The organism is Legionella fairfieldensis ATCC 49588, assembly GCF_000621525.1.
Taxonomy (GTDB): Bacteria; Pseudomonadota; Gammaproteobacteria; order Legionellales; family Legionellaceae; genus Tatlockia; species Tatlockia fairfieldensis.
In genome coordinates, this window is sequence record NZ_JHYC01000004.1 from 1 (window position 1) to 13,840 (window position 13,840).

Below are 13,840 nucleotides of genomic sequence, written 5' to 3' on the forward strand. Positions count from 1 at the left end.
TTTCTTCATATACTCCGGTGATTTCTCCCAGTCCGTCGCTTTTTTCTTACAGATTGCCTGTAAATGCGCCTCTATCTCTTGCGAGGGCAAGGAAAGTAATCCATCAAGCTTTTTGCACAACGCCTTCATTAAGGATTTTCTGTTCCGCGCATCGAGCTGCCGTTCAGCTTCTTTCCTTGCTGTTGCTTCTTTCTCTGCTTGTGTCTCAGCTTCTTTCCTTGCTGTTGCTTCTTTCTCTGCCGTTTCCTTGGCTTTCTCCGCTTGTGTCTCAGCTTCTTTCCTTGCTGCTGCTTCTTGCTCTGCCTTCTCCATAGCTTGTCTGGCGGCTATTGTGACTTCTTCAACCTTTTTTTCAGCCTGCACTCGTCCTTCGTGTTCTTTCCTGGCCGTATTTTCTGATTGGTTTATCTTTATTTTTGCCTGCATTAAACTCAAAGCATTTATTTCACGCTGTCGATTTTCACTTAATTTCGTCAATATATTCTCAAGCTCGCCCATGACTGTTTTAATGGCATCAAATTCTTTTTTACCGAGTTCTCTATACCAGCCAACAATTTTTCCTGCCTCTAATATTAAGTTATCGCATTGCTTTTCAATTTCATAATATTTTTTTCGTGCCTTATCCAGGAGAGAACGTTTGTCTTTATTGAGTTGCAGTTGCTTGTCAACTTCCTTGGGATCAAGTAGTTTATCTTTCGCTATAGGGTCGACTTGCAAGTCGTCATTAAACAGTAGCTGAATAATTTGCATCAGGGCAGCCAGAAGCCTGGCACGTTCCTCTCTGCCGTCTTGCGGGTTACGATTGTTAGAGAAAAGGCGCCGCAGGAAGCCAGGATCGTATACAGCCTCGTGCAATTGATTGCCGAAATTACTGGCCGCACCAGCCAGTGATTCTAAAGTCTTTTCCATTTCAATAATGCAGTTTTCCAAATATTTTGCCCGTTGTTGCAGGTGCGTTAACATAAAACCTGAAGAGATCCCCAAGGCGTAGACAATTGCAATCGACAAATCTTGATGGTTAGTTTTATCATCCTGGTGGAGTAGCTTCTGAAAGATTTTTTCTGGATTAGCTCCTAATACTACAAGGCCTTGTAAAATAGGTCCCCAGTAGGTTTTCATGGTTTCATTTTGACTTTGGGTTGCACAATGAAACAGTAGGCGATCAAATTGATCATCTTCGCACAGCGAATCACTCGCTATTAAAAGGATACGGGATGAAAGGATATGAAAAACTACATCTACTGCCAACGAATTTGGATTAGCGATGGCTGCTTTTTTGACCCAGTAAGTCCATTGCGCTTGCAAGCGAGCTTTTTTATCTTCTTTCCATATTTCGCGCTTTTCTTTTTGACGATTAAATTCAGCTTGTCGATATTGTCTTTCTTTAATCATATGGTCATTGTAAGTTTTATTTAATGTGACCAAGTGAGAATTTATCTGTTTCTGAGCAACAACCAGATCACGGCTCTCTGAGTTCTCCGTGGACTTTGCGGGCGCTAGTTTACCCACTTCCTTTAAAGCCCACTTCTGGACTTCGTCCTGGTTTGAACTTAAACCGTCCTTCACTTTATTAGAGTAGCTAATCCTGGCGCGTAATTCGGTGCTTTTATTCGTGTATTTTTGATGGTAAGTTTGTAATTTTTTGAACTCCGAATCACCAAACAACGGACTGTCTTGCTGGATGCTGCATAACTCTTTCCAGAAATCAATAAACGATGGCTGCGCTTCTTTAGACAGGTGGCTTTTTTTATCCGCCTGGGTTTCTTTAAAAACTTTAAACCCATATTCAAAAAGTTTTTCTAATTCAGATATGAATTGTTTAAGAATCGCGGGATTCATGATTTCTTTTTCTCTTTCCAAGCGCCTGTCTTCAAGTGCTTGCAACAACTTATCAGGATTAGTATGCGCTGCCAGAGTTTCCTGCTGAGAAAGCTGTAATGGCGGCTCCTTATAGTCATAGGCACTCTCATTAATACGCTTTAGCGCCAGCTGCAAATAATGGTCAGTTTTTCGATAGTTAATAGCTAAACCGATAGGAGTAATTGGTTTTTCCTCTTTATTTTTTATCAGTGGATTAGCTTTGGCGGTTTCCAACAAATAACGAACCAGAATAGGCTGGTTTTCGCTGAGAGCATAGTGGAGAAGGGTATTTCCCATTTTATCGACTGGCTCATCAACATGATGGGTAAGCAGATAGGCTTGCAAGCCCAGGAGGTCGCCATTTCTAATAATGGCTAAAACGCTTAGAAAGCCTTTATGAGGATCGTTTATTAAATGATGTTTCATTACATCCAACTCAATACCTTCCATTTTCTCTATTTCTTGCGGTACTTTTTCTTTTAATTCTTCGTCTTCCATGTCCCTTCTTTTTTTAGGTTGATAAGGGAGGTTTGGCCTGATGACATTTTTTTTGGGGAGACTGTTTTTTAGTTGGGTTAAACCTTCCAAAGACTCATTGAGATCCTGAGAAGACAAATAAATGACAAACATGTCTTCTATAAAAGTTCCTTTAGGAAGTAGCCTGGTTAACGTTGCTGCTTCTTCCGCGGTATAAATGCCCTTATCTTTTTTCTCCAAGGTGAGAACATAAGATTTATCCGCTTCGTCCTCCAGCGCAAAAGTCAGGCTATAAGCATCCACTTCCTTTTTCCAGTGACAAGTAAAATCAATTATTGCTTGTTCCTGCACTAATTCCTGGTAATGCGTATAGTCATCCTGATGAAAGCGCTGCTTAATGATGTCTTCAGCAATTTCGGCTGCGAACTTCTGAAATTCATCTTTCATAACGGAAAAAGTAATGGTTCCATTTTCCATTTGAAAGGTTCGCTGCTGAGTAAGAAACAATCTTAAAAAGTCGGCTACTTTCTCAGCTCTCTTACTGTTCGAAACCTTAGCAGAAAATCGATAGCGATCGTCATTCTCGACAACCGACCAAGGAATAAGCTGTTCTTCATCGACTACCCTTAAATGCTGCAATGCCACAGTACCATCGGGTGAACGCAAAGAGGTTCCCTCTTTGCCTAAGGAAATTTTTTCTAAATGATCCAGGCAATCCAGAAGTTGGGGAGGAAGGTAGATGTTATCTCCCAACTTATCCAATAATTTCTTAATCGCATCCAGAACTCTTTTTTTAGTTCCCTTAACAGCCTCAACAATGGCTAAATAATGCGCCTTGTGGTGTGGCTCTTTTTCAGCAAGGTTTTGAAAACGGTTAATGTAGTCATCAATTAATTTTTCAATAGCGTTGCTTTCAATGTCCTCAAGCCGCTCCCTAAAAGCGACGTCATGATGCAGCGCTGAATCATTCGTATCTCTGCCCGCCAGTTTGGCATAAATAAGCATGCCTTGCGCCAATTCACTGCGTCTGCTGTCATGGAAAATAGAAAAATTCTTATAACGTGATAGAAGCTTTACCGGTAAATGCCAATTCGGCAATAAGTGCTGAATAATTTGATTTTCCCCACGATAGGCATGACCAAAATCAATACCAAAAAGCTGTTGATTAATTTCTAACTTATTGCCGCCTTCTTCGCCTATGCCATCATAATCTCCTTGTACTAATAGAGTGGCAAAATGGGAGGCTAAATCAGCAATGGAATGATTTGCTATATAGCAAATACCAGCAGGCTGCCTTAGATCAGTCTTTTTTGCACGATAGTTATGGTAGGGAAATTGGTTGCTGCCTCCTTTCAAAGGACCCAAGGTAGTAGCATTATTCAACCATTTGCCTTTTAGCAACAATTTAAGATCACCATTTTCGTAAATTCCTGGAAGAAGCGTTTGCTCTTGTACATTCATACCGCTTGCACGGGCCAAATCATTGGCCAGGGCTTCCAACACGGCATCCCGATTTTTCTCAAGCGGCGAGCCTATCTTATAGAAACGAAATGCTTCAACACAGAGACTTCCCCAGAGTGGATGCACTTGATAAGCCCTCTGGATAACATGAGTGCGTTTTAAATTCTCTCGCTCAGGAGCAACACGTCCTTCGCTGATTAGCGTGTAATCCATCTTAACTAAATACTTGGGTAACTCCTGTGCGTTATCATGGTAAAGTTTTGCTAAATCACCACTGCATTGATTATAAAAATAGTCCAATCGTGCCTGGCGCTCAGGAAAACACCGCTCAAGATAAGCCACTTGATCTTCAACAAGACTTGCAAAAAAACCAGGTTCAACTCCTACCGGTTTTTTGCCGAGCTCCATCACAGAACCTCGGCGATTACGATTGCTTTTTTGATAATTGCCTCTTAATTTTAAATCCTTTAGCCCGACTGATTGCTGCTGATTTTCTTGGGGTTGCTGATTTTCAACATTTTGGGTCTTGGTTATCATAAGATGCGCTTCCATGATATCCAGCGCTCTTAACATCGAGGCTTCATCCATTGCGTAAGTTCTGCATATAGAAGAGTAGATAAGCTCTCTTACCAAGCGTTTGTAGTGAATTTTATTCCATCGAGCATCATTGTCCGTGATGCGTTCTAATTCGGCTTCATCAATATCTAAAAAATGAAGCGCCCTCCTGGTTTCCTGATCGCCATTTTTTAAGTGGGAAGGAGACAAAGAGGCGGTCTTTTCTTTCACTGAAGAGGGGGCCGTTTTTAAATGATTTAAATCGCTTTTTGAATATTTCCAACGATTGTCGTATTGAAGGGTTCTTAAATCAGTGCAGCCTTTTTTGTACTGCACTCCATCAAGGGAATGACCCTCAAGGCGTTTCATTAATTCTTCAACGGCAATAACGCCACAAGAAACCTTATCCAATTGCCGGCATGAAAAATAAGTGCTTTGAATTGCTGCAAATGTAAAAGTTGGCTTTTCCGCAGGATGAATTTTAGCAATGCACTCAGCCATGCGCTTTGCAATGCTGGCTTGCAAATCGTTTGCAATATCAGGCTTTATTTGTCCTCCACCAAACGGGTCATGAGCAGTCATTTCGATTTGATAGTGATTGCTTTTTCTCCTGATTTGTATTTCCCCTGTAAGCCAATGGCCATCAATGTTATTCAGCCGTTCTCCGCTGAGATAAGGAAATAAAATTTTGACGGCCAGGCCAGGCTTGTTTAAAAGGGACGGCATCACCTCGTCGAATACATCATGTAAATCGTCCCACGCTTTATCATAAGCTTCTTTTAGACGCTCTCTATTGAATTCATGTGCTTGTAAATGAGCTAATAGTGTAGGATAAATATTGTCACTTTTGGCACCAATAGATGATTGCAAGGTTTCTTTTAATAAATGAATTTGTTCTTCATTATTAGGAAGCGCTTGCAGTGTTGCCAAGGTATCATGGTTTAATTTATTGGTAAGAACGTGAGCGTCTGAAATACACTGTTTTGTTTTATTAAGAAAGTAATCGATAGCGGTTGAATGCAAAGACTCCTGGTCGACGGGAGGAGTGAGGGCAACAAGAAAGGTATTTTTGTGTTCCTCATAAGTTTTTTCTAACAAATAATTGCATTTTTCTGCAAAATGGTAGTTTTTCCATTTCAGCATCGCCTGCATACTTTGGTCGACATCATCCGAAGTATATTTGTAAGATAGATTTAAAAATGGTTTTTCTGGGATAGTGGTTATTTCCCTTCGTGGTTCTTGATTTCTCTGAGATACTACTGTATTCGTTGGCATAGCGAACAACTCCATATTTTACAGCGACCCCCATTGTATAATAAAAGATCATGTTAGTCTATAAACAAGCGTTAAATATTACTTTTTCTCAGCAAGCCAAATGGTTGCTAGCCGCATCTCTTTGATTTTTCTATTAATTGCTTTAGATTGTTCCACCTAATAGAGTAAAAATACGCTCAGCTTCGCTTTCATATTTGGTAAAGCTGGTAATTTTGAGCACGGTAGGACCACATCTCGTTATCGATGACCATCCGTAACATGCCCTCTCCCCAACCCTCTCCCGCGAAAAGCACCATCATACTATCAACGCTCCCTCCGCGGGAGAGGGGGAGTATCATAGTGAAATTGAAAAATATGTGCTCAATTCAAGATTAAATCTTGTTTAAAAAAACTTCAGGGGCGTTGCTTATTCTAATTATTGAGGATGGCATGGTTTGTCAGCGCCTATATTATTGTTTTCTTCCAGAGCCAAACTATTACCTTACTATGGCTTCTAGTGGAAACGAGGGCTTGCAATGCTTAATGGAACAACCCTATGATTACCCGATCTATCGGAAAAAGAAGTGCTTAAAGCCATTCGTCTTTATCGGACAATACCTATTATCATGGTAACCGCACATGGCGACGAACGCCTTCGAGAAGAATGCCTCTTATCAGGCGCTAATCAATTCCTTACTAAACCTGTATCGTCTAAAAATTTGAATAAAACAATTAATTTTCAAATTTAGGTAAAATTTATGAAATATTCAAACTGCGAAGTCGTTTTAATGTTTGATCGCGCCATAGAGGATTTACGAGATCCTCAAAAATTAAATGCAATTTATAAAATTTTAACGATTTATCGTTTTCCTATGTCGGTTAATCCCGAAAATAAATTGGAAATAAATCGCTTATCGAATGAAGATATCGAATTGCTTAACACGAATGAACACGAATTTATTAAACGCAAAATTGAGGCTATAGATCCTCGTTATCAGGTGATGTATGTACCCAAATCCCTCTACCAATTAGCTTATATTCGCTCTTTCTTTGAACGTCTCGGTGATTTTTCTACGGAGATTCTAAAGATAGATCAACGCTATCATCAGCTGGACCTGGATTTTGCAGCAAAAAAAATAACACCCAATAACTATGATCAATTAGCAGAGCAGCTTAATCAAGATAGTGAAGAGGCCTCTCGCCCATTTAAACAATGGATCAGAGAGAGAAGAAGAATCATTTTTGATTGGTGTCCTGATAAAAATATCGGATATTATAAATATTGTAAAGATTATCTAAATCGTGAAGAAGTAATTAATGAATGGATTCAGTTTAATAATATTATTTCAATTTATTTGACCCATTATAAGTTAGCTGAAAACTCATTTTACGCATTAATTGAAGAAATGGTCAACAGCATATTAAATATCGTAAAATCCAATAAAATAAATACTGATATTTTTGAATCATTTGGACCGCAAGTAAAAATTTTTGAAATAATTCATCAGTATGATCCACAGCTTTTTCTTATTAAAAACATCATTAATCTGGAGTGGGCTTTTAAGGATAAACCTTACTGTATTATATATCGTGGGGTAGAGTTTGAATCCAAAGGATTTCCTGATTTTAAAAAAATGAATATTGGCTATGTGATTAATCAAGAAAAGCAGCGTCCTTTAACACTATCCTATTCAGATGGAATATTCGGAGGGTTTTATAAAGATTCTGTAAGTGGGATGTGTTTTTCTTATCTGGTTACAAAAGATGTAACAGGTATGGCGGTATTAATCTCGAATAATATTTTAAAACAAGACACTGATTTTATTTTTCTTCCCCCTATTCCTGCATTGGCTGCAATAAATGGAGATTTTGAATTTCATCATCCAAGAAGTAAGGTGCCAAATTTATCTCAAAGTTTTGTTGGTAATATCCCCTGTGGAGTGGCTTGTACAGGGACAGTTTCTGACTCGAAAAATGAAATAAATTTTCGCGAAATCCTGGTTTCCAATGCATTTAACGATTTATCCACGTTTGATTATTTTTTAAGAGAATTTTTAAAAGAAAGAACTATTTTTATAAAAGAATCTAAATCATTGCGATTAGAAAAAAGCAGCCTTTCTGGTCATTCCTATGGCTTTTTTGATATCATCAGGAAGCAAAATGAAGCACGTAAATTACTTAATGAAGAAATAGTTAGCTTTGATAAAAAAATGTTTAGACATTTAAATACCTGACTCAGGATTTAGTTAGCGATGAAATGATATTATTGGGAAAACGACACTCACAGAAGGGAGCGTAGGCTGAGCTTTTCAGCCCAGCCTACGTTTGAGTCAATTAAATAGCCAATTTTATGTCCACCTTATTAACTGATTCAAACCACGTTGCAAATTGATAACTTTCTTAAACCTGAATCTTGTTCAATTGAAAACAAGCGATTGATCTACAATAATTTCTCCGGGCGTAGGAGGCGTATTTTTAAAAAATGGGTATTGATGTCCAGAGGACGTTGATCCAACGGAATGTCCCAGTAAATGCTCTTCCTCTGCTAAAGCTATTTGTTCTGATGACGATTTTGGGCTAAAATTTAGCCCTTTGAGCATTTTTGAGGTTGTTTCCTCAGTATGTTCAGTTTCACGGTCGTTCTCGATATTCGAGGCAAGAGATACTGTTTCTTGATGCTTTAAGCGGTATAAATTAGCTAAAACAATCGCTGACTCTACAACCATTAAAGCAACACCAAGAGCGGGATTCAACGCAAAGCCTAAAGCAACAAATAATCCTGCCGCCACCAATGTAATCACCGAATTATAGGTGAGACTCACGAACAAATTTTGAAAAATGTTTTGTTTGGTTTTTGATGCAACGTCAAATGCCGTTGCAATAGGGAATAGTAAGCCTTGTTGAACAACCATGCCCGCACGTTGCTCCGTTAACGTATCACCAATGTTTGACTTTACTGCAATCCCTAAATCTGCAGATGCAATAGCCGTAAGATCATTAGCAGCATCACCTGCCATGGCAACCTTACACCCTTGGCTTTGCAACAGCCGAATGTAATCTTCTTTGGATCTCTCATTATCTGTAGCAGCTACCCCTACCGTATTTGCACAAATATTATCAGTAGAAATACCCAATAACCGAGCGTATTGTTCTGCGGTTTCTTGATCAGCACCAGTACAAATATGAACCCGCTTCCCCATTAATTGTAATTGTTTTACTGTTGCTCTGGCATCTTGACGCAAGTGATCCGTTAAAGCGATTTGTCCAACCACCTCTTTACCTAGTACCATATAAAGGGTGCCGTTTCTAACGTCCTGATAAGGTGAGTTGATAACCCCAACGCCATTGGCACGAAGCATATCACTGTTGCCAATCATAAATACCTTCTCAGAAATTAATACCTCATCAAAAATTGTGCCTTTAATACCCGAATGATGACTTGTATCAATTGACGTTATTTTTAATGATTCATCAACAACGACACCTTGTTCTTCTATGTATTTCTTAATTTTTATTGCTACAGGATGAGAAGACTTTCCTTCTAACAATGCAAAATACTTCAAAAGTCCTTTGTTTTTATCATCCATCTTTATCGCATTAACGGAAACCTCTCCTTGAGTAAGCGTGCCATTTAAGTCAAAAACGACAGTGTCAATAGTTGAAGCCGCCTGCAATATGTTACCGTCTTTATAATGGATTCCCTGTTCGGAGGCTTTTTTCATGCCAATTCTAACTGCCATTGGTGTAATCATGCTCAGTACACAAGGGCATGCACTGACAAGAACGGAGATGACACATTGAATAGCAAGTGCAGGAGGAAATAATAAGCCCACGACAACTCCGGATACCAGAGCAACGGCCAGCAAACCGGGAACAAAATACTTCAATATTTTATTTGCAACTAGCTCAACAGGTGCTTTTTTATCATTTGCTTTGCTTATATTTTTTTCAATTAACGACAGGTAGGAGTTTTGGTGCGTTTTTGTAACCTGCATTTCTATTTGTGTTAGATGATTAGCTAAACACATCCCTGCCTTTACAGCAGTTCCTGGGGCAAATTGTTTTAGATAAGGTGAACCGTCCACTCTTGTGGTATATAATAGTGCTGGTTGCGTTAAAACACCGTCAACAGGAATAACTTCCCCCTTTTTTATGATAATAATATCATTAGGGATTAGTTGTTTGACCAAAATTTCATGTTCTACACCGTCTTTTAATAAGGCGGTTTCAGAGGCACAATCCCGTATATCCAGTTTTTTATTAATTTTATCCAATAAAGTATGTTCAATCGCCTCGCCCAAGTGCCAAAATCCTAAAATAAGGGGGGCTGACTCAAGCATCATGGGTAAGCTTGGAACAAATAAACTGACAATAGAAATCCCAAGAATTGCTAAAGTACTTATGGTATATAAAGTGCTCATATCCCATTTCTTTTGCATCAAAGAACGCCAGGCAGATTGGTATACTTTGTGCCCTAGATATAAAGTGACCAAAGCAGAGAAACCGGTAATTAAATAATAGGCAATCATCGGGATGTTGACGCTTGCAACGGAGAGTATGAGCAATCCTATGCCACATACTAAACCGATACCAGCTTTTAACCAATGACGGTCGTGATGGTCGTGATGTTTGTGATGTTCATGATGGTCGTGATGGTCATGATGGTCGTGATGGTCATGATGGTCATGATGGTCATGATGGTCATGAGAACAATGTTGATCATGTGCACAATGGATTTTGAATCGTTCTTCCTCCTGAAGCACTTCATACTCTATATTTTCTTTGAGATTAATATTGTTTTTTTGTAAAAAATCCCGCCATTTCTCTTTTTCTATTTCAATATCGTCTTCTGATTCACATAAAATGCTAATGCTTGTATCTGCGCTCATTAAAGCAAATGAGGCACGAATAAACCCAAGATCTTTGCGAACACCCAATATCAATCGATATTGTTCCAAAACTTCTGCCAATTCTTTTTCATCATAGGTTTCTGATTCAGAAAGGTAAAAACGAAAATACTTAAAAGACATACAACACCTTATTAATGGGGGTTAAAGAGGATGAAATAAAAAATGATTGCAAACCAAGTTTCTACAAAAGCTCAATGTGGGAATGGATCTACAAAGTGCTTCCAACACTCTTTCCTAATGCATCTTCCTCTTCAGAAAGCAAACATGTTTCGAGCGTTTTTGTGATTGTATCGATATCAATTCCAAGAATGAAAACAAGCTCCTGGCGTCTGTGCAGCAATGTTGATTTCGGCACATATCATTTGTTTTCCTGCATCGAGATCACCTGATAATACAGTTACAGATAGTTTTTTAAACATGAATTTCACTCCAACATAACATATAAGTGGTATAATATAACACTTTATTTTGTGTTACAATATAACATTTTTAAATTTTAATTGTGCTGGTTTACCCCACAGGAACAGCTCGGTGTTATATTTATGGTAGAATTAAGACCTTGGAATCAGGAGGTAGTACAAACAATGATTGAGGGCTTGCTAAATGAGGCATATAAACACTGCGTCAAAAATGGTTATCGATTTACTGCACCCAGAGAACGTGTACTAAAAATACTTCTCGATGAATCGAAGCCTATGGGGGCTTATGATATTTTACAAAGACTATCTAATGAAATGGGCAAACATAATCCACCCACTATCTATCGCGCTATCCAGTTTTGGCATCAGGAGGGATTTATTCATTGCATTGATAGCCTCAAGTCTTATGTTGCGTGTTCACATGGAAAACACATTGGACAGAGCAAGTTTCTTATTTGCAGTCAATGTGAGTTTGTCAAAGAGTTAGATGATATTGTTGATTTTACTCCTGTAACCCAATCAGCGGCAATGATTGAATTTGAAATTATGAGCTATACGGTGGAAATGAAAGGGCTATGTGTAAACTGTAGATCTTGTTGATTTACCTCCATTCCCACAACAGCCAAAGACTAGTCAATAAGCGCTCTTCCAATCTCCTTGTTTTGTTTCACCCAATTGTCTAATTATGCGATTAGATTTCAGTAAAGGGGGCTGTAAAGCCCAGCCTACGTTTGCTTGATGCGCGTTGAATTGAATCCAATCCAATTATAACAAAGATATTGGCCAGTAAAAAAATAGGTCAGATTTGATCAGTGTGAACAACAAATAATAGAACCAATCAATCTGGCTCCATTCTGGTTAAATGAATAAAACAAACGAATTCGGTCGTGCCGATTCGTTTGCTTATATATATTCGAATAAAAGAAGCAGTATTAAGCAGCCATTGCCTTAACACGGGCATTCAAACGGCTCTTGATTCGAGCGGCTTTATTTTTATGAATCAACCCCTTATCAGCCGCTTTATCAATGACAGGTTGGGCTTTGGTATAGGCAGCCCGTGCGGCTTCCTGATCGCCAGCTTCAACAGCCTTAATTACGTTTTTAACATAAGTGCGGTACATGGAACGCGCACTTGCATTATGCTGACGTAATTTTACGTTTTGACGGGCTCGTTTTATCGCTGATTTAATATTTGCCACTTAAAATCTCCACTCGTTCAGATGTCACAAAAAAGACGGTGATCATGCACAATGGAACAGAATTTGTCAATATACTTTCCGGATTTCACTGAACGGGTATATCATAGAGCATTTCTTCAAACTACTTTAAATTATGTCAGCGATTGAAACCATGATACCTAAACGACAAAGTCTGTTGCGCTCTACTTCACTGGTGTCAATAATGACGTTGCTTTCCCGTATGGTAGGGTTTGTACGGGATATGTTAATTGCGCAACTGTTTGGCGCACAAGCTGGAATGGATGCATTTTACGTTGCATTCCGAATTCCTAATTTTATGCGCCGCCTTTTTGCCGAAGGTGCTTTTTCACAGGCTTTTGTACCAGTACTTACGGAGTATCAAAAAACACGGCCTGTGGATGATGTACGTTTATTTATTGCCCGTATTGCAGGTCAGTTAGGGGCTGTTCTTTCTTTAGTAACCGTCATTGGTGTATTGACGGCTCCACTCATTATTTTTTTGTTTGCGCCCGGATTTGGTGAAGGTAGTGTTCGTTCGGTGCTTGCTACCGAGATGTTGCGTTTAACTTTTCCTTTCCTGATGCTTGTTTCATTAACCGCTATGGCTGGAGCAATTTTAAACACTTATGGCTATTTTGGTGTTCCGGCTTTTACCCCGGTATTATTAAACATCTGTATGATTTTGGCTGCTCTTTATCTAAGCCCTCGTTTAGAGCAACCTGTGGTGGGTCTGGCATGGGGTGTTTTAATTGCTGGTATCGCGCAGTTTTTATTTCAGCTTCCTTTTCTTTATCAGCGGAAATTACTTGTCAAGCCTAAAGTGATGTGGAATGACCCGGGTGTAAAACGGGTTTTAAAATTAATGGTTCCAGCGTTATTCGGTGTCTCTATTGCGCAACTTAACCTGATGATCGATTCTATTTTTGCTTCTTTTTTAAAAGTAGGTAGTGTGACCTGGTTATACTATACGGATAGACTTACGGATTTTCCTCTCGGTGTATTTGGTGTTGCTATTGCGACGGTTATCTTGCCTCATTTATCCAGACGTTACACCGAGCAAAGCATTGAGAAATTTTCAGAGGCACTGGATTGGGGGTTACGCTCGATTTTGTTAATCGGCATACCTTCCGGTTTGGGATTAGCTTGCTTTTCCATGCCTCTTATTGCGAGCTGTTTTGCCTATGGTAATTTTTCTATCAATGATCTTTTGCAAACGCAAAAAAGCCTGATTGCGCTTGCTTCAGGTGTACCAGCATTTATGATGGTCAAAGTTCTTGCTTCCGGGTTTTACTCTCGTCAGGATATCAAAACACCGGTTAAAGTGGGTGCTATTGCCATGGTTGTTAATTCAATTCTCTGTGCGTTGCTAATCTGGCCTTTGGCGCATGCAGGTCTTGCTTTGGCGTCTGCTTTAGCCGGTTATGTCAATTGTGGGTTATTGATCATGCTGTTATACCGCCGAGGTATTTACAAGCCGGCTGCGGGGTGGAAGAAATTTATACTGCAATTAATACTGGCAAATAGTACGATTGTCTTTTATCTCTTTATAGTGACAGGGAATCTTGATGCCTGGATGAGTCAGACTGCTGTGATGCGCTTGATGTTGTTGATGATGCATGTCGTGGCTTCGGTGTTTATTTATTTAATGATTTTGCGTTTGACCGGTGTTCGACTCGCGCAATTTCGTGGTCAGATGAAGGAGTAG

General features: G+C 39.2%; 7 protein-coding genes and 1 pseudogene. 4 read left to right on the top strand and 4 right to left on the bottom strand.

The genetic code is table 11. The features are described from left to right. Positions 1-5,628 (bottom strand): hypothetical protein (locus T345_RS13200; RefSeq protein WP_035917907.1); only part of this gene is annotated, 5,628 nt, incomplete at its 3' end. Positions 5,629-6,182: 554 nt separating this feature from the next. Between T345_RS13200 and T345_RS15535 the strand changes: the two are divergent. Both T345_RS15535 and T345_RS0101045 read left to right on the top strand, forming a co-directional pair. Continuing rightward, a pseudogene (locus T345_RS15535) lies at positions 6,183-6,356 on the top strand (response regulator); the annotation flags it as partial. Between the two features lie 9 nt (positions 6,357-6,365). Further along, positions 6,366-7,841 (top strand): hypothetical protein, encoded by a 1,476-nt coding sequence (locus T345_RS0101045; RefSeq protein ID WP_028387699.1) that lies wholly within the window; start codon positions 6,366-6,368, stop codon positions 7,839-7,841. A 183-nt stretch (positions 7,842-8,024) separates the two neighbouring features. On the opposite strand, the gene T345_RS13205 is transcribed toward T345_RS0101045, so the two are convergent. Next, a complete protein-coding gene (locus T345_RS13205; protein ID WP_051555072.1) occupies positions 8,025-10,637 on the bottom strand; it encodes a heavy metal translocating P-type ATPase in 2,613 nt (870 codons plus the stop codon). Between the two features lie 176 nt (positions 10,638-10,813). Next, positions 10,814-10,936, bottom strand: coding sequence for a hypothetical protein (locus T345_RS15500; RefSeq protein WP_278044093.1), 123 nt, complete (start codon positions 10,934-10,936; stop codon positions 10,814-10,816). Positions 10,937-11,101: 165 nt separating this feature from the next. Here T345_RS15500 and T345_RS0101060 point away from each other — a divergent pair, with 165 nt between their 5' ends. Further along, positions 11,102-11,536, top strand: coding sequence for a Fur family transcriptional regulator (locus tag T345_RS0101060; RefSeq protein WP_028387700.1), 435 nt, complete (start codon positions 11,102-11,104; stop codon positions 11,534-11,536). 332 nt (positions 11,537-11,868) lie between these two features. On the opposite strand, the gene rpsT is transcribed toward T345_RS0101060, so the two are convergent. After that, complete coding sequence (rpsT, locus tag T345_RS0101065; protein WP_028387701.1) at positions 11,869-12,135, bottom strand: 30S ribosomal protein S20; 267 nt, start codon at positions 12,133-12,135, stop codon at positions 11,869-11,871. 133 nt (positions 12,136-12,268) lie between these two features. Here rpsT and murJ point away from each other — a divergent pair, with 133 nt between their 5' ends. Continuing rightward, entirely contained in the window at positions 12,269-13,840 is a 1,572-nt protein-coding gene (murJ, locus tag T345_RS0101070; protein ID WP_028387702.1) for a murein biosynthesis integral membrane protein MurJ, read from the top strand.

Bases quoted from the DNA above. Each gene is read 5' to 3' on its own strand.
- T345_RS0101045 (WP_028387699.1), top strand. From the start codon at position 6,366: ATGAAATATTCAAACTGCGAAGTCGTTTTAATGTTTGATCGCGCCATA.
- T345_RS13205 (WP_051555072.1), bottom strand. From the start codon at position 10,637: ATGTCTTTTAAGTATTTTCGTTTTTACCTTTCTGAATCAGAAACCTAT.
- T345_RS15500 (WP_278044093.1), bottom strand. From the start codon at position 10,936: ATGTTTAAAAAACTATCTGTAACTGTATTATCAGGTGATCTCGATGCA.
- T345_RS0101060 (WP_028387700.1), top strand. From the start codon at position 11,102: ATGATTGAGGGCTTGCTAAATGAGGCATATAAACACTGCGTCAAAAAT.
- murJ (WP_028387702.1), top strand. From the start codon at position 12,269: ATGTCAGCGATTGAAACCATGATACCTAAACGACAAAGTCTGTTGCGC.